Raw genomic sequence first — 15,297 nt, 5'->3', positions numbered from 1 at the left:
TGCGCCTATTGGCAGAACGTGCCGCCGTGCCTGCGTGGCTCGAGATCGAGATGGAAGTGCAAGGCGTGATCGGCATCGGCGCCCGGCCCGAGCACCGTCTTGAACGGACCGCAGGCGGCCTTGCGCACGGCGTTGAGGAATTTGGCGTCCTTCTCCGGCGGTGACGGGCTGATGTCGATTTTCCTGCCGTCCGACAAGGTAAAGCCGGCGATGTCGAGCGCGTTGCCGAAGGCATGCTCCGACAGTTTCCGGGTGCCGTGGCGCGGCCGGCAGACGAAGGCCGAGGCCTGGCTGATCGACTTCACCTCCGTGCCGAACTCCGCCTTGGCTGCCGGCTGAACAACATCGGCGGTGAAGCGGGCGGCCGCCTCGGCCATCGAGCAATTCAACTCGGTGCCGGGACCGATGGCGACCGACTTGTTGAGTGTCTTGATGACGATCGGATAGGGGATCGAGCAACCGATCTCGGGATCGCTTTCAGCCTTGTGCTCCTCGAATTCGACGCCAAGCGCCTTCAGCCGCTCGCGGCAAGCGACTTCCTCGGCAGGCATCTCTTCGCCGGGCCGATCGGCCGAGCGCGGGTCGGGAAGCATCTTCCTGTCGCCGGTTTCAGCCGGTTTTTCAGGCGGTTGCGGCTCTACATCAGGCGGCTCAGCCTGAGGTTCAGCGGTGTTGTCGGGCCTGTGTGTCGGGATCGGCACCTCGGGTGGCGGCTCCGGCTCGCTTTCCGTTTCGGCTGATGGCTCCCGGGCTGAAGGTTCGGGCCGCGCCTGCTTCTTCCGACGTGATTCTTCTTCATTGAACTGGTCGGACGTTGTGCCTGTCTTGGGGCCGTCCGCCTTGGGGCCGTCCGCCTTGGGGCCGTCCGCCTTGGGGCCGTCTGCCTTGGGGCCGTCTGTCTTGGGAGGGTCGGTCTTCTGCTCTTCCGTCTTTGGAGCGGCGGCGGGACGTGGTTCAGGCACCGGCGCATTGGCAGGCGATGGTAGCATTGGGGATGATGTTGGAGGCGGCGGCGTCAGAGACGATGGCAGGGGATTTCGCGGCGGGGGATTTTGCTTTTTCTGCGGAGCCGGTTTCGGCGTGGACTGCTGCTCCACTCGCAATTTCGCCTTATGGCGGCCACGCGGCTTCAACGGCTGGTCGACCCGCGGTGTTAACGGCTGCTCCACCCTCGGTGTCAGCGGCCTGTGATGCTTGTGACGATGTTTGGCATCGGCAGGCATCACGAGCAAGGCGGTGACGGCCGTAGCCAGTGCGATCCTGTATATTCGGGAAAAGACAGACGACCCCATCGCCGTCAACGGCGCGCGCGCCCGGAGGTTGCCTTCAGCCCATCACGAACGGTAACCACGCCGTTACGCGCCGATCGCTTCGAGGCCTTCCTCCAGCCAATCGGCGAGCAGCGGCATGCCAAGCAGGTATTTTGCCGTGCGCCTGTTGGCGCGTTCGCGCGCCGCGGTCACCGCGTCGGACCATTCCGAGGCGTCGTAGTCGCCGCGCCCGACCCAGGCCAGTGCAATCAGCTCGGCGGCTTCGTCGACGTTGAGGTCGTTGATCAGTTCGCGCAACTCCTCCTCGGTCAGGTTTTCCGAACTTTCCTCGGCAAGGCCGTCATGATGATGGTTGTCGCGCGTGTCGCCATCGAACTCGATCTCGTGTTCGGCGCCATCGACATAATCCTCGTTGACCGCGGCACTCAGCGCCTTGGCCTTGAGGATGAACAGGCGCACGGTATCGGGGCCGATCGAGAGTTCCCAGTCCTTTTCAAGCCGCCGCTGCACGGGCCGCCTCCGTCAGTCGTTTGCCGGATGATAACGGATTTGCGGCATCCGTCACCTGATGTTCTCCACTCGAATTTTTTTCCGGGATGAAACGCGGGGCGCTTGGCGTTAGTGTTACATTCTCACCCCTCAAGGAGGCTTCGATGCACAAAAGAATGCTGATCCAGGCCGCGACTGCCCTTGTCGCGCTGCAGTTCTTCGCTGTCCCGGTGTTCGCGGCGGGCAGCAGCAGTGGTGGCAGCGACCAGACCGTCACCCAGTGCAAGAAGGGAGAGGTGTGGGACAAGAAGAAGAAAAAATGCGTCGCCCCCCAGGAAGGCATGCTGGACGACGACAGCATCTATGATGCAGGCCATGCGCTGGCGATGGCCGGGCGCTATGACGAGGCGATCTCGGTGCTCACCCTTGCCGCCAACAAGCAGGATCCGCGCATTCTCAACTATCTCGGCTATTCGCACCGCCATTCCGGACGTGTCACCGTGGGCCTCGGCTATTACGAGGAAGCGTTGCGCATCGACCCGAACTACACGCTGGTGCGTGAATATCTCGGCGAGGCGCACCTGCAGATCGGCGATCTCGCCGGCGCACAGCAGCAGCTGATGGAAATCGAGAAGCGCACCGGCAAGGGATCGCGCGAATACGGCATGCTGTCCGAGCAGATCGAGCATTTCATGCGGAGCTGATCAGGCTCCCAGGGCTTGTCGAAGCGGCCGCGAGCGATCGCGGCCGTTTTTTGTTTGTCTCCAGCCCCATTGTCTGCCTCCTCTTGGTGAAAGCGGGGATGATTTTTGCAAAACCGATTTTTGGGCGTGAAAAACCCGCTGACATTGCTATATTGGGGGAAATTGTGGTGAAACGGTTCCGTTAGCCCGAGGCTGCCGGACCGTTTTCTTTTTGTACCCATCGACAAGGCTTTCCCCGAAACGCGGGGGTGGCGGCAGGAAAGGTCAGGCATCATGAACAAGGTCCCGATGACAGGCGAGGGGTTCGCGTCATTGAAGGAAGAACTGCGTTGGCGCCAGCAGGAAGAGCGGCCGCGCATCATCGAGGCGATCTCGGAAGCGCGCTCGCACGGCGACCTGTCCGAAAATGCCGAATATCATGCCGCGAAAGAGGCGCAGAGCCTCAATGAGGGCCGCGTCAACGAACTCGAGGACCTGATCGCGCGCGCCGAAGTCATCGACGTCACCAAGCTCAGCGGCGACAAGGTCAAGTTCGGCGCCACGGTGGTGCTGGTCGACGAGGACACCGAGGAAAAGAAGACCTACCAGATCGTCGGCGACCAGGAAGCCGACGTGAAGTCCGGCCGTATCTCGATCTCCTCGCCGATCGCGCGTGCGCTGATCGGCAAGGAAGTCGGCGACGCCATCGAGGTCAATGCGCCTGGCGGTGCCAGGGGCTATGAAATCGTCCAGGTGCAGTTCATCTAAGGAATTGGGGGCAGGCGCCTATTCAAGCGAAGTTGCGCTGCCCCTCATTGCCCTGCCGGGCATTTCTCCCCGTATAGTGACGGGGAGAAAGACGATGTCACGGATGGTTTCGCCAAACCTTAGCGGTGCAAGAGGACGCTGACGCAACGCGCAGTTCCCTTCTCCCCGTCACTATACGGGGACAAGGTGCCGGCAGGCGGATGAGGGGCGGCGCTGACCTTTGCGATTGAATTGATTGAGTAAATCAACCTCTACTGGTGGCCTGGCCAAGCTCCAGTAGCCTGTCCGCCTCAGCCACCACTTCCGCCGGCGTCACACGCCCTCCTGCAGCGGCCAGCAGCGTCGACGCACAGGGCCCACGTGGACCCGTCAAACCCGGTTCCGTCGCCAAAAAAACGGCAACCGTCGGCAGGCCGAAGGCGCTGGCCAGGTGGGTCAGGCCGGTGTCGGCGCCGATGACCAGCGTCGAGTGGCCGAGGATGCCGGCGATGTCGGCCAGCGGCGATTTCGGCACCACGACGGTGGACGGCACGGCCCTGGCGATCGCTTCAGCCACGGACTTCTCACGTTCGTTCGACCAGGTGGTGACCGGAATCATGCCGCGCTCGACCAGCAGGCGGGCCGTTCCGATCCAGTCCTCGACGGGCCATTTCTTGTCCTCGCGGCTGGTGCCGTGCAGCAGGAAGGCGGTTTTTCCGATGGTGCCGGGTAGAGTGCCGAGTGGTGGCACGATGCCGGAGTCGAGCGTCGACAGATCGGGCTGATAGCCGAGCGCCAGCCCAAACAGCCGCCTTGTCCGCTCGATGGCGTGCAGCTCGCGCGGCACGGCGTAGGTGACGTCATAAAACAGCGTCGCCGAGGGTTCGCGCGCGCTCGAACGGTCGAAGCCGGCGATCGGCGCGCCGGCCTGCCGTGCCACCAGGGCCGATTTCAGCAGGCCCTGCGCGTCGATGACCAGATCGTAGCGGCATTCGCGCAACGTGCGGCGCAACGCGGCTGCCTCGCGCCAGGTGCCGCCACTGAACAGCGCCTTGCGCCAGCGCCGGATGGCGACCGTGTGAATCCGCGCGATCGCCGGGTGCAGCCCCACGATGCCGGCGAACGCCTCCTCGACGCACCAGTCGAAGGACACGTCCGGCCGGTTCAGGCTGGCATCCTCGACGGCCGGAAAGGTGTGGATGACATCGCCCATCGACGATGTCTTGACGATCAGGACCTTCATGCCGCTGTCGGAAGTTCCAGCAGCCGGTCCGCCGCCGCAGCGACCTGGCCGACTCCCAATGTCTTCAGGCAGTTGAGATGACCGAGCGGACAGACCTTCTGGTGGCAGGGCGAACAGGAGAGGTGAAGCCAGACCAGTTCGCGGCGTTCCGCCAGCGGTGGCGTATTGTCGGGCGAGGTCGAGCCGTAGACGGCGACGATCGGCGTGCCGACGCCCGCCGCGACATGCATCAGCCCGCTGTCGTTGGAGACGGCGAGCCTTGCCGCCGCGATCAGGTCGATGGCGTCCTCCAGCCGCGTCTGGCCGGCGAGGTCGACGGCGCCGGGAGCCAGGGCCGCGATCTCCGCCGTGACGGCGCGGTCGTTCTTCGAGCCGAACAGGGCGACCTTCAAGCCCTTGCCCATGAACTCGCGGGCCAGGCCGGCATAGTTTTCGCTCGGCCAACGCTTGGCCGGGCCGAATTCGGCGCCAGGCATCAGGGCCACAAATCCCTGTCGGGTCAGCCCGAAACGGTGGAGCAAAGTGGCCTGGTTGCCCGCATCCACTGTCAGATGAGGCGCGCGAAAACTGCCGCCCCTGGCGAGGCTGAAATAGGCCTGCGCGGTGCGCCGTTTCAGGGCCTCCGGCAGCGGCACGACGTCGGTCAAAAGGCCGTAGCGCATTTCGCGCAGATGGCCGAAACGGCGCGGGATGCGGGCAAAGAATGGGATCAGCGCCGACTTCCAGCTGCCGGGCAGGACATAGGCCATGTCGTAGCGGCCGCGCAGCAGGCGGCCGAAGCGGCGGCGATGGGTGAATTCGAGCGCGCCGGGCTTCAGCGGAAAGTCGATCTGCTGGCGGATCTCAGGCATGCGCTTGACCAGCGGCGCGGCCCAGGCCGGCGCCAGCACGTCGATCGCGGCGTTGGGATGGAGTTCCTTCAGCGCCGAGAACAGGCACTGCGCCATCACCATGTCGCCAACCCAGCGTGGGCCGATCACGAGGATCGTTGGGCTTTCAGCCATTCGACATAGTCTCTGACACCGGTTTCCACTGTCCGGAACTGGCCATTATAACCGGCCGCGCGCAAACGGGACATATCAGCTTGCGTAAAGCTCTGGTAGCTGCCCTTGAGGTGGTCGGGGAAGGGGATGAACTCGATCTCGCCGTTGCCCAGCGTGTCGATGACCGTCTCCGCGATGGCACGGAAAGGCTGGGCTCGGCCGGTTCCGCAATTGAAAATGCCACTCGAACCGCGTTTCCAAAGCCACAGATTCACGTCCGCGACATCGCCGACATGGATGAAGTCGCGGCTTTGCTCGCCGGGTCCGAAGCCATCATAGGCGCCGAACAGTTTCGGGTTCTGGCCTTGCTCGACCTGGTTGAACAGATGGAAGGCAACCGATGCCATCGCGCCCTTGTGCGCCTCGCGCGGTCCGTAGACGTTGAAGTAGCGCAAGCCGGCCACAGGCGAATGATCCGTGTCGAAGACGGTGCGCCTGACATAGTCGTCGAACAGTTTCTTGGAATAGGCGTAGACATTGAGCGGCCGCTCAAGCTCGGCTTCCTCGCGAAACTCGGACCCGCCACCGTAGACGGATGCGGAAGAGGCGTAGAGGAAGGGCACGCGCAGCGCGAGACACTGATGCAGCAGCCGCTTCGAGTAGGCGTAGTTCACCTCCATCATGAATTTGCCGTTCCACTCCGTGGTGGTCGAACAGGCACCCTGATGGAAGACGGCCTCGATGCGGCCGAGCCCGCCGGACTCCAGGCGTGGCAGGAAGTCATCCTTGTCGAGGTAGTCGGCTATGCTGAGATCGGCGAGGTTGGCGATCTTGTGGCCGTCGGTGAGATCGTCGACGACGAGGATGTCGTCATGGCCCTCGGCGTTGAGCGCGGCGACGATGTTGGAGCCGATCATGCCGGCGCCGCCCGTGACGATGATCATGAAGGCCTCTGGTTGCTTGCGATTCCGGTCCTTATAAGGGAGGCCAGCCGGGCTGTCGACAAAGCAGGTGGTTGTCTGTTTTGTCCATTTTGTCTATTATGGGCAAAACGGAGTGTCCAATGAAACACTATCCATCGACCGATCTGAAACAGAATCTCGGCGACGTGCTTGCGGCCGCCAGCCAGCAGCCCGTCTCCATCACTCGTCACAACAAGCCGAGATACGTCCTGATGAGCATCGAGGCTTACGAAGCTCGATTCGCCAACGACAGCCGGCGCGCTTATGCGTCGGAGGATGCACCATCCGAACATGTCGAGATACTCGAAGAGTACGCCGCGGAACTGGACCGTGATTAAACCTGTTGCCGCGGATGTGTGGCGATATCCATATCTATGGCATCGCCAACACGGAGATGGCGAGACCGAAGGCCGCAAGACGAGGCCTGTCGCATTCGTCGCCGTTCTCCCGGGGAAGGCCGGAGGCACGAACCTTTTCATCCTTGCAATCACCTCCGCGCAGCCGGGCCGTGATCGCTCAGCCGTTGGGGTTCCGGAAATTGAACGCCACCGTGCCGGCCTTGACCCTATCCCCCTTTGGGTCATAGTCGACGAGTACAACCACGATATCCTGGAATCGTCGGCCTATTTCGAACCGGGTGCGCGCATCGGCGCCTTCAGTCCGTCATTCCACAAAAAAGTCATGTCGGCTTTCATTGCGGCTGTTCGCGCAGGCCGATCCAAAGCCATCCCACGGGCTGACTGAACGGTCTGCAACGGGGGCAGGTCAAGATCACAAGGGACAAAAATGCCGTCGACCGAATTGCTCATCGCATTTTTCGCCACGACGGCGATCTTCGCCTATATCCCAGGTCCGGCCATGCTTTATGCCGCGGCGCAGACGATGGCGCGTGGGCGCTGGTCAGGCCTGACGGCCGCACTCGGCATTCATCTTGGCGGCTACGTGCATGTCTTTGCCGCCGCCGCCGGCCTGTCGGTGCTGTTCCACGCCGTGCCGCCGCTCTACATGGCGGTCAAGCTCGTCGGCGCGCTCTATCTGATCTGGCTCGGTGTCTCGCTATTCCGCAAGCGCGTCGAGGGCGACGTGGCACTGCCCGCCATCGAGCGCAAATCGGCGCGCCGGGCTTTTTTCGAAAGCATCACCGTCGAGGTGCTCAATCCGAAGACCGCGATCTTCTTCATGGCGTTCCTGCCGCAGTTCATCGACGCCTCGTCGGCCTTCCCGGTCTGGCTGCAATTCGTCATACTGGGTACTATCGTCAACCTGATGTTCTCGTCGGCCGACATTGTCTGCGTGTTCCTGGCCGGCCTCGTGATCGGCCGGCTGCGGCGTTCGAGCCGGGCGCAGCGCCTGATGCAGCGGGCCGGTGGTGCGGTGCTGGTCGGGCTCGGCGTCCACGTCGCCCTGCAGAAGAGCTGACGGGCATCGCCGTTGCGCCGGCTCGAATTGCGGTATATCGGCAGGCATGAACGGCCGCCAGCCGCCCCCTATATTCCAGAGACGGTTTTCCCAGCGCGTTGCCAGTGACATGATCAAGCACAATCCGCCTTCACCCGAACCCCTGCACCGCGCCATTGCGCGCTTTGGCGACGTCGCCGTGCTGGTGGTCGGCGACATCATCCTCGACCGCTTCGTCAACGGCGTCATCGAGCGCATTTCTCCGGAAGCGCCGATCCCGGTGCTGCACGGGCGCGGCGAGACCTCGGCGATGGGCGGCGCCGGCAATGTCGTGGCCAACATCATCTCGCTCGGCGCGCGCGCCATTCCGGTTTCGGTGATGGGCACCGACACGGCCGGCGACAGCCTGTTGCGGATGCTTGGCGAGCTTGGCGCCGACACGGCGGGCCTGGCGCAGCAGGGTGGCCGCATGACCTCGTCGAAAAGCCGTTTCAGCGCACTCAACCAGCAGGTGCTGCGTTTCGACGAAGAAGAGATCAAGCCGCTCGGCGAAACGGAGCGGGCCGGTTTGATCCGGCATTTTCGCGCCGCGCTCGCGGCGGCCGACATCGTCATCCTGTCCGATTACGGCAAGGGCATCCTGCTTGATGGCGTCGCCGCCGAACTGATCGCCATCTGCCGCGAGGCGGGCAAACCGGTACTGGTCGACCCGAAGGGCAGGGACTATGCGCGCTATGCGGGCGCGACCGCCATCACCCCCAATCGCAAGGAGCTTGGCGAGGCCGTCGGCCATCCGGTGTTCGCCGATGACGAGATCGTCGCGGCGGCCCGTGAGCTGATCTCGGCGCACGGCTTCGACTTTGTCGTCGCCACACGCAGCGAAAAAGGCATGAGCGTCGTCGGCCCGGATGAGGCCAGCCACATCGCCACCCAGGCGCGCGAAGTGTTCGACGTCTCGGGCGCGGGCGATACGGTCATTGCAACGTTCGCGCTGGCGCTCGCTTCGGGTGCCGATCCCGTCGCGGCGGCCTCGATCGCCAATGCCGCCGGCGGGGTTGTTGTGGGAAAACGCGGCACCGCGCGGCTGACGGTCGAGGAGCTCACCGGCGCGCTGTTGCGCTCGCATGGACCGACCGCCCACAAGGACGCCATCCTCGATGCCGCGTCGGCCGCGCGCATGGTGGCGGCCTGGAAGGAAGAGGGCCTGAGCGTCGGCTTCACCAATGGCTGTTTCGACATCCTGCATGCCGGCCATGTCAGCCTCTTGCACGCGGCGCGCAGCCAGTGCGACCGGCTGGTGCTTGGCTTGAACAGCGATGCCTCGGTGCGGCGGCTGAAGGGGCCGGGCCGTCCGGTCAACGACCAGCATGACCGCGCCTGCGTGCTCGCGGCCCTGGCTTCGGTCGATGCTGTCGTGGTGTTCGAGGAGGATACGCCGCTGGCGCTGATCGAGGCGCTCTTGCCCGACATACTGGTCAAGGGCGCGGACTACACGATCGAGACGGTGGTGGGCGCCGATGTGGTGCAGAAGGCCGGCGGACGCGTCGTGCTGGTCGATCTCGTCGCCGGCAAGAGCACGACCGGCACCATCGGAAAACTGCGCGCGGGCGGCAGCACCAACTGAGGGTTTCATGTCTGAACTGAATGACTATCTGGTCCGCTCGGCGGCCGCGATCACGGCGATGGTCGAGCGTGACCTGACAGGCGAGATGGAACGCGCGGCGAGCGCCGTGGTGACGGCGCTTTCGTCGGGCAAGGCCTTCCTGATCGCCGGCAATGGCGGGTCGGCCAGCGATGCCATCCACATAGCCGGCGAACTCGTCGGCCGTTTCCTGAAGGAGCGCAAGGCCTACAATGTCATAGCACTGCCGGCCAACGCGGCGGTGCTGACCGCATGGGGCAATGATTACGGCTTCGACACGGTGTTTTCGCGCCAGGTCGAGGCGCATGGCTCGGCCGGTGGCGTGCTTCTGGCGATCTCGACCAGCGGCAATTCTCCGAGCATTCTCGCCGCCGCCGAACAGGCGCGGATGATGGACATGACGGTGATCGGCCTGACCGGCGACACCGGCGGCAAGCTCAAGCCGCTGTGCGATATACTGCTCAACGTGCCCTCGACCTCGACGCCGATCATCCAGCAGGGGCATCTGTGCCTCTACCACCATCTGTGCGAGGTGGTCGAAACGCGCCTGCACAATGGCTGACGGGGTATCGCACCCGCTGGTCGAGCCGGGTGTGTGGATCGAGCGGATCGGCGACCGGTTTTTTCCGCGGCACGTGCCGGCGCTGTTCCTCGACCGCGATGGCACCATCAACATCGATACCGACTATCCCAGCGATCCGGGCGAGATCGAGCTCAGGCGGCAGATGCTGCCGGCGATCGCAGCCGCGAACGAGGCCGGGATTCCAGTTGTCGTGGTCACCAACCAGTCCGGCATAGCGCGCGGCTATTTCGGCTGGAGCGTCTTTGCCGCGGTGAACGGCCGCGTCCTCGATCTGCTGCACGACCGGGGCGTGTTCGTCGACATGGTGCTTGCCTGCGCCTACCACGAGGCGGGTGTCGGGCCATTGGGCGTATCGGATCATCCGATGCGCAAGCCCAATCCGGGCATGCTGGTCGAGGCTGCCAAGCGCCTCGGCATTGATCTTGAGCGGTCCCTGATCGTCGGCGACAAGCTGGCCGACATGCAGGCGGGAAAGCGTGCTGGCCTGTCGCAAGGCTGGCTGGTCGACGGCGAGGCGGCGGCTCAGGCCGGTTTCGCCATCAGGCCCCTGCGCGACGGCAGCGACCTCGGTGGCCTGCTCGCAGCCATCGAAATGCTCGGCCGGGACAACAGGTCCTGATCCAGGACAGGCAGTTCATACAGGATCGTTGCGTTCCGAGGCTTCGTAAAGCTTGGCTTCGGTGGCGAAGGAATAGATCATCACCGACATCGAGTAGACGAAACCGTGCCGACCGCACAGGAAGTAGCGCTTGGCCAGGTAGAATTTCAGGAAGTTGCCGAACGGCGACAGCACCAGCCGCACCAGGCCGGGCTTCTTGCCCTTCTCGACCAGCGTGACGGCCTTGAGGCCGGAATAGGCGTTGGCCCGGGCGAGATCCTCCTCGACCGATATTTCGCGGCGATGCAGCAGGACACCCTTTTCGATCGTGCCGGTCTCGCCCGGCACGTGGAAGGCTTCATGCACCCGCGCGGTGAGATCCATGGTGGCGCCTTCCCGGCGGAAAAGCCGCATCAGCCTGTTGTGCAGTACCCAGCGGTGCGCATAGCCGTAGCCCTTCAGCCAATCGCGGCGGCGGATGTACCAGCCGCTGACCTTGTTGTCGGCCGCCTGCGTGATGGCCACGATCGACTGTCGCAGCTGGTCATCGACGCGCTCGTCCGGGTCGATCGAAAGACACCAGGGCTGCGTAGCATGGTCGAGCGAGAATTGCCGCTGACGGGGAAAGCCCGGCCAGTCATTGTGCAGCAGCTTTATCGGGTAGCCCTTGGCGATATAGCCTTTCACGCATTCGACAGTGCCGTCGGTCGAGCCGGAATCGACGACGATGATCTCGGCGCAGAAATCGATGCTTTCCAGACACGGGCCGATCATGTCGGCTTCGTCCACGCAAATGATAAGCGCCGAGACCGGGCTTGCAAATCGAGTCATGGTCCCCTTCCCATGGCGGGCCGTCCCCGGAGCAAACGCTGCTTGTGCCATCTGTTCTTACGCAATCCCGGGCGGAAAACCGTTACACATTTTTCCAGCAATTGCTTGAGAAACCAATCAGGCGGTCAGTTCGGCGGCGAAGTCCGGCGGAGCCGTCCAGCCTTGTACATCAGCCTCTGTCGAATACCAACGCGGCACCGGTGTGGCGGAGACCAGGAATTCGCGGGCGCGAAGGCGGTTGCCGGTTCAGGGGCGCTCGAAGGAGACCAGGCCTTCATCCTTGACACGGCGGATGGTGAGCGCGGTGCGCACCGTGTCGACATTCGGCGTCGAGGTCAGTTCCTCGATGACGAACGTCTGGAAGGCACCGAGGTCGCTTGCCACGCAGTGCAGCAGGAAATCGGATTCGCCCGAAACCATCCAGGCATCGCGCACGATCGGCCAGCCGCGCGTGCGCTCGGCGAAGGTGCGCAGTTCGGCATCGGCCTGATGATGCAGTCCGACTAGGCAGAAGGCGACGACGTCGAGGCCGAGCGCCGGGGCGTTGAGCAGCGCGCGGTAGCCGCGGATGATGCCAGCTTCCTCCAGCCGCTTGACCCGGCGCAGGCAGGGCGGGGCGGAAATGCCAACGCGGTTCGACAACTCGACATTGGTCATGCGTCCGTCGGCCTGCAATTCGCGCAGGATCTTCCAGTCGATGGCGTCGAGGTCGGCTTTCAGGGGCATGGTTGTCTCTGCTCGGCGCAAGAATCTTTCGCGATTTTGTAATTAAACGACTTTTGTGATGGCGCCAGCCCTCATCAACGCGATTTTTGAAGCGTAACGAAAGCGGCGATCGTGCGAATAACCGCGTGGGCCGAACCTTTCCGGGGACGACGGCCCGTTCGTCTTGCTGGCGTGGTTGGCAACCCTTACATTAAGCGCGAATTCCACGTCTTTTTCCAAGGCACCCCCGATTGTCCGCCCCGCTGAGGCTTTAAATGACCACCAAGCACGCGCCTGTTCTCATCATCGGTTCCGGCCCTGCCGGCTATACCGCGGCTGTCTACGCCGCGCGCGCCATGCTGAAGCCGATGCTCGTCGCCGGCCTGCAGCAGGGCGGCCAGCTGATGATCACCACCGATGTCGAGAACTATCCCGGTTTCGCCGACCCGATCCAGGGCCCGTGGCTGATGGAACAGATGCTCAAGCAGGCCGAGCATGTCGGCACCGACATCATCAACGACATCATCACCGAGGTCGACCTCAACGTGCGGCCGTTCCGCGCCAAGGGCGATTCCGGCACGACCTACACCGCCGACGCGCTGATCATCGCCACCGGCGCGCAGGCCAAGTGGCTGGGCATTCCGACCGAGCAGGATTTCATGGGCTTCGGCGTCTCGGCCTGTGCCACCTGCGATGGCTTCTTCTATCGCGGCAAGGATGTCGCTGTGGTCGGTGGCGGCAATTCGGCGGTGGAGGAAGCGCTCTATCTGTCGAACCTCGCCAAGAGCGTGACGGTCATCCATCGGCGCAGCGACTTCCGCGCCGAGCGCATCCTGCGCGAGCGGCTGTTGCAGAAGGAGAATGTCCGCGTCATCTGGGACACGATCGTCGACGAGATCACCGGCCGTCCCGGCAAGGCGCCGCTGCCGCCTTCGGTCGAGGGGCTGAAGCTCAAGCATGCGGTGACAGGCGCCGAAAGCCACCTCAAGGTGGATGGTGTGTTCGTGGCGATCGGCCACGCACCGGCCGTCGAACTGTTCGTCGGCAAGCTGAAGCAGAAGCCGAACGGCTACCTCTGGACGGCACCGGATTCGACCCGCACCGACGTGCCCGGCGTGTTCGCCGCCGGCGACGTGACCGACGATGTCTATCGCCAGGCGGTGACGGCGGCGGGGCTTGGCTGCATGGCCGCGCTCGAGGCGGAAAAGTATCTGGCCGGCATCGAGGTGCATCGCGAAGCAGCGGAATAAGAGCGGCTGTCGGACTGTTAAAAAAACGGCTTAGAGACGCCGTGTAAAAGCCTGATTTTTCATTCAGACGCCAAACAGAACGAGGGGAATCATGGCGTTGGACTGGGACAAGCTACGCGTGTTTCACGCTGCGGCGGAAGCGGGGTCGTTTACGCACGCGGCCGAGACATTGCACCTGTCGCAATCGGCGATATCGAGGCAGGTCAGTGCGCTCGAGCATGATGTCGGCGTGCCGCTGTTCAATCGCCATGCGCGCGGCCTGGTGCTGACCGAGCAGGGCGAGATGCTGTTCCGCACGGCGCATGACGTGCTGATGAAGCTTGAGACCATCAAGTCGCGCCTGACCGAGACCAAGGATCGGCCTTCCGGCGTGCTCCGCGTGACGACGACCGTCGGCCTTGGCGCGGGCTGGCTGACCGAGCGGGTGCAGGAGTTCATCGAGCTCTATCCCGAAATCAGCCTGCAGCTGATCCTGGCCAACGAGGAACTCGACCTCACCATGCGCCAGGCCGACTGCGCCATCCGGCTGCGCCAGCCGCAGCAGCCGGACCTGATCCAGCGCCGCCTGTTCACCGTGCATTTCCACTTGTACGCGGCGCCATCCTATGTCGCCAAGCATGGCAAGCCGGCCTCGGTCGCCGAACTCAGAAACCATCGCATCGTCACCTTCGGCCTGCCGGTTCCGTCGCATCTGTCGGAGTTGAACTGGCTGGAGACAGTCGGTGATTTCGAGGGCGGCCAGCGCGTGCCGTCGCTGCAGATCAACGACATATTGTCGATCAAGCGCGCCGTGCAGGGCGGCGCCGGCATCGCCATGTTGCCGGACTATGTGATCAGCAAGGACTCCGGCCTGGTGCAGTTGCTGCCGGAAACCGAGGTGCCGTCCTTCGACACCTATTTCGCCTATCCCGACGCGATGAAGAACCAGGCCAAGCTGCACGTGTTCCGCGACTTCATCATTGCCAAGGCGCGCAGCTGGTCCTTCTGAGGGCATTCGGCCTGACCTGAACCTCGACATGCCTTGGGCGGCGCTGCTCGCTGCTCGTCAATCCCGCCAGGGTGTCAGGCGCGGCAGCCAGCCAGGGACGTTGCGGCGGTAGGTTTCATAGTCGGCGCCGTAGCGGCTTGCGAGCGTCGGCTCCTCGTAGAACCTGACGAAGGAGCCCATGACAATGGCGCCGATGGCGGCATAGGCGAGAAGCGTCCAGCTGGAGAACAGCAGTGCCTGGCCAAGGATGATCGACAGCACGGCGACATACATGGGATTGCGGACATGGCGATAGACGCCGCCGATCACCAGCTTTTCGGTCGGCGCGATGGGGGCCGGCGTGCCCAACCCCTCCAGCGCGAAGCGGGAGAAGGCATGCAGCAGCACGGCGGCCGCGGCAACGATGAGGATGCCGCCGGCAAGAACAAAGCCCGGTACGGTGGACCACGGCAAGCCCCAAGGAAAACGCCGCTGCCGGCAATGGCTGAAAAAGGACGCATTGGCTGCTTTCCGCCTGGTTGCCTCAGAATTGAACGGCCACTGCCTGATTCCAGGTCATCAGGAGTTTTCGGCATTTTGGAGCAAGATCGGCCTGGATTGGCGTTTTCACAACGACAAATGGCCCGCGGCGCGCTCCGTTTTGGGGATTCTGCTGGTCCTATTGGCTTTCGGAATGGGTTAGACCACAGCCTGCGTCTTTTTGCATGCGTGTGTTGCAAAATAGATGCTTGTTTCTTGGGCATGATGAGCAGATATATAGATCATCTCCTGGGCGCGTTCTCCTCCCATTAGCGCCCTCGAGTGTTCCCCTCTGGAGGTTAGCCTTAACAGGCACTTCCAATCAAACTCAGCCGGATCTTCGTTGATCCGGCTTTTTTGTTGCCCGGACCTTACCGGGGCGGACCAGGAATTCACCAGAATTGC

The 15,297-nt window shown here is 63.5% G+C and carries 18 protein-coding genes; 10 read left to right on the top strand and 8 right to left on the bottom strand.

Annotated elements, in window-relative coordinates:
* Positions 1–5: 5 nt before the first annotated feature.
* Positions 6–962 carry an extensin-like domain-containing protein gene (locus tag AC07SZ_RS20705; RefSeq protein ID WP_494915656.1) on the bottom strand — a complete coding sequence of 319 codons (957 nt, stop codon included), beginning with the start codon at positions 960–962 and terminating at the stop codon, positions 6–8.
* A gap of 393 nt (positions 963–1,355) precedes the next feature.
* A complete protein-coding gene (locus AC07SZ_RS20700; RefSeq protein WP_056578781.1) occupies positions 1,356–1,781 on the bottom strand; it encodes a DUF3775 domain-containing protein in 426 nt (141 codons plus the stop codon).
* A gap of 143 nt (positions 1,782–1,924) precedes the next feature.
* Here AC07SZ_RS20700 and AC07SZ_RS20695 point away from each other — a divergent pair, with 143 nt between their 5' ends.
* Both AC07SZ_RS20695 and greA read left to right on the top strand, forming a co-directional pair.
* The gene (locus AC07SZ_RS20695; protein WP_056578777.1) at positions 1,925–2,464 is read left to right on the top strand and encodes a tetratricopeptide repeat protein; all 540 of its coding nucleotides are present in this window, start codon (positions 1,925–1,927) and stop codon (positions 2,462–2,464) included.
* 273 nt (positions 2,465–2,737) lie between these two features.
* Positions 2,738–3,211, top strand: coding sequence for a transcription elongation factor GreA (greA, locus tag AC07SZ_RS20690; RefSeq protein WP_008877613.1), 474 nt, complete (start codon positions 2,738–2,740; stop codon positions 3,209–3,211).
* 244 nt (positions 3,212–3,455) lie between these two features.
* On the opposite strand, the gene waaC is transcribed toward greA, so the two are convergent.
* The 3 genes from waaC to rfaD are packed head-to-tail and all read right to left on the bottom strand — an operon-like array spanning position 3,456 to position 6,360.
* Positions 3,456–4,433 carry a lipopolysaccharide heptosyltransferase I gene (gene waaC / locus AC07SZ_RS20685; RefSeq protein ID WP_494915655.1) on the bottom strand — a complete coding sequence of 326 codons (978 nt, stop codon included), beginning with the start codon at positions 4,431–4,433 and terminating at the stop codon, positions 3,456–3,458.
* A complete protein-coding gene (waaF, locus tag AC07SZ_RS20680; protein WP_494915653.1) occupies positions 4,430–5,437 on the bottom strand; it encodes a lipopolysaccharide heptosyltransferase II in 1,008 nt (335 codons plus the stop codon). The genes waaC and waaF overlap by 4 nt, the downstream gene beginning before the upstream one ends.
* Positions 5,410–6,360 carry an ADP-glyceromanno-heptose 6-epimerase gene (gene rfaD / locus AC07SZ_RS20675; RefSeq protein WP_494915652.1) on the bottom strand — a complete coding sequence of 317 codons (951 nt, stop codon included), beginning with the start codon at positions 6,358–6,360 and terminating at the stop codon, positions 5,410–5,412. The genes waaF and rfaD overlap by 28 nt, the downstream gene beginning before the upstream one ends.
* 119 nt (positions 6,361–6,479) lie before the next feature.
* Here rfaD and AC07SZ_RS20670 point away from each other — a divergent pair, with 119 nt between their 5' ends.
* From AC07SZ_RS20670 to gmhB, 5 genes are all read left to right on the top strand, one after another.
* Positions 6,480–6,716, top strand: coding sequence for a type II toxin-antitoxin system Phd/YefM family antitoxin (locus AC07SZ_RS20670; protein WP_056578769.1), 237 nt, complete (start codon positions 6,480–6,482; stop codon positions 6,714–6,716).
* A gap of 448 nt (positions 6,717–7,164) precedes the next feature.
* Entirely contained in the window at positions 7,165–7,797 is a 633-nt protein-coding gene (locus tag AC07SZ_RS20665) for a LysE family translocator (protein WP_056578764.1), read from the top strand.
* A gap of 109 nt (positions 7,798–7,906) precedes the next feature.
* Positions 7,907–9,400: a D-glycero-beta-D-manno-heptose-7-phosphate kinase gene (gene rfaE1 / locus AC07SZ_RS20660; RefSeq protein ID WP_056578762.1), complete on the top strand. Its 1,494-nt coding sequence runs from the start codon at positions 7,907–7,909 to the stop codon at positions 9,398–9,400.
* Between the two features lie 7 nt (positions 9,401–9,407).
* Complete coding sequence (locus AC07SZ_RS20655) at positions 9,408–9,980, top strand: D-sedoheptulose-7-phosphate isomerase (protein WP_056578759.1); 573 nt, start codon at positions 9,408–9,410, stop codon at positions 9,978–9,980.
* Positions 9,973–10,620 carry a D-glycero-beta-D-manno-heptose 1,7-bisphosphate 7-phosphatase gene (gmhB, locus tag AC07SZ_RS20650; protein WP_056578757.1) on the top strand — a complete coding sequence of 216 codons (648 nt, stop codon included), beginning with the start codon at positions 9,973–9,975 and terminating at the stop codon, positions 10,618–10,620. The genes AC07SZ_RS20655 and gmhB overlap by 8 nt, the downstream gene beginning before the upstream one ends.
* Positions 10,621–10,635: 15 nt before the next feature.
* On the opposite strand, the gene AC07SZ_RS20645 is transcribed toward gmhB, so the two are convergent.
* Both AC07SZ_RS20645 and AC07SZ_RS20640 read right to left on the bottom strand, forming a co-directional pair.
* Positions 10,636–11,430, bottom strand: coding sequence for a glycosyltransferase family 2 protein (locus AC07SZ_RS20645; protein ID WP_056578754.1), 795 nt, complete (start codon positions 11,428–11,430; stop codon positions 10,636–10,638).
* A gap of 246 nt (positions 11,431–11,676) precedes the next feature.
* The gene (locus AC07SZ_RS20640) at positions 11,677–12,156 is read right to left on the bottom strand and encodes an Lrp/AsnC family transcriptional regulator (protein ID WP_019860544.1); all 480 of its coding nucleotides are present in this window, start codon (positions 12,154–12,156) and stop codon (positions 11,677–11,679) included.
* Positions 12,157–12,410: 254 nt separating this feature from the next.
* Here AC07SZ_RS20640 and trxB point away from each other — a divergent pair, with 254 nt between their 5' ends.
* Both trxB and AC07SZ_RS20630 read left to right on the top strand, forming a co-directional pair.
* On the top strand, positions 12,411–13,385 hold the full coding sequence (gene trxB / locus AC07SZ_RS20635) for a thioredoxin-disulfide reductase (protein ID WP_056578751.1): 975 nt from the start codon (positions 12,411–12,413) through the stop codon (positions 13,383–13,385).
* A gap of 91 nt (positions 13,386–13,476) precedes the next feature.
* Positions 13,477–14,373, top strand: a complete 897-nt coding sequence (locus tag AC07SZ_RS20630) for a LysR family transcriptional regulator (protein WP_027044146.1) — start codon at positions 13,477–13,479, stop codon at positions 14,371–14,373.
* Between the two features lie 57 nt (positions 14,374–14,430).
* On the opposite strand, the gene AC07SZ_RS20625 is transcribed toward AC07SZ_RS20630, so the two are convergent.
* Positions 14,431–14,826 (bottom strand): methyltransferase family protein, encoded by a 396-nt coding sequence (locus AC07SZ_RS20625; protein WP_494915649.1) that lies wholly within the window; start codon positions 14,824–14,826, stop codon positions 14,431–14,433.
* Here AC07SZ_RS20625 and AC07SZ_RS20620 point away from each other — a divergent pair.
* Positions 14,813–15,055 (top strand): hypothetical protein, encoded by a 243-nt coding sequence (locus AC07SZ_RS20620; RefSeq protein WP_494915648.1) that lies wholly within the window; start codon positions 14,813–14,815, stop codon positions 15,053–15,055. The two genes, AC07SZ_RS20625 and AC07SZ_RS20620, sit on opposite strands and share 14 nt — an antisense overlap.
* The last annotated feature ends 242 nt before the right edge of the window (positions 15,056–15,297 follow it).

The sequence above is a fragment of the Mesorhizobium sp. GW821-FHT07A06 genome, from assembly GCF_059419085.1.
This window is presented reverse-complemented; position numbering and strand designations above follow the sequence as displayed.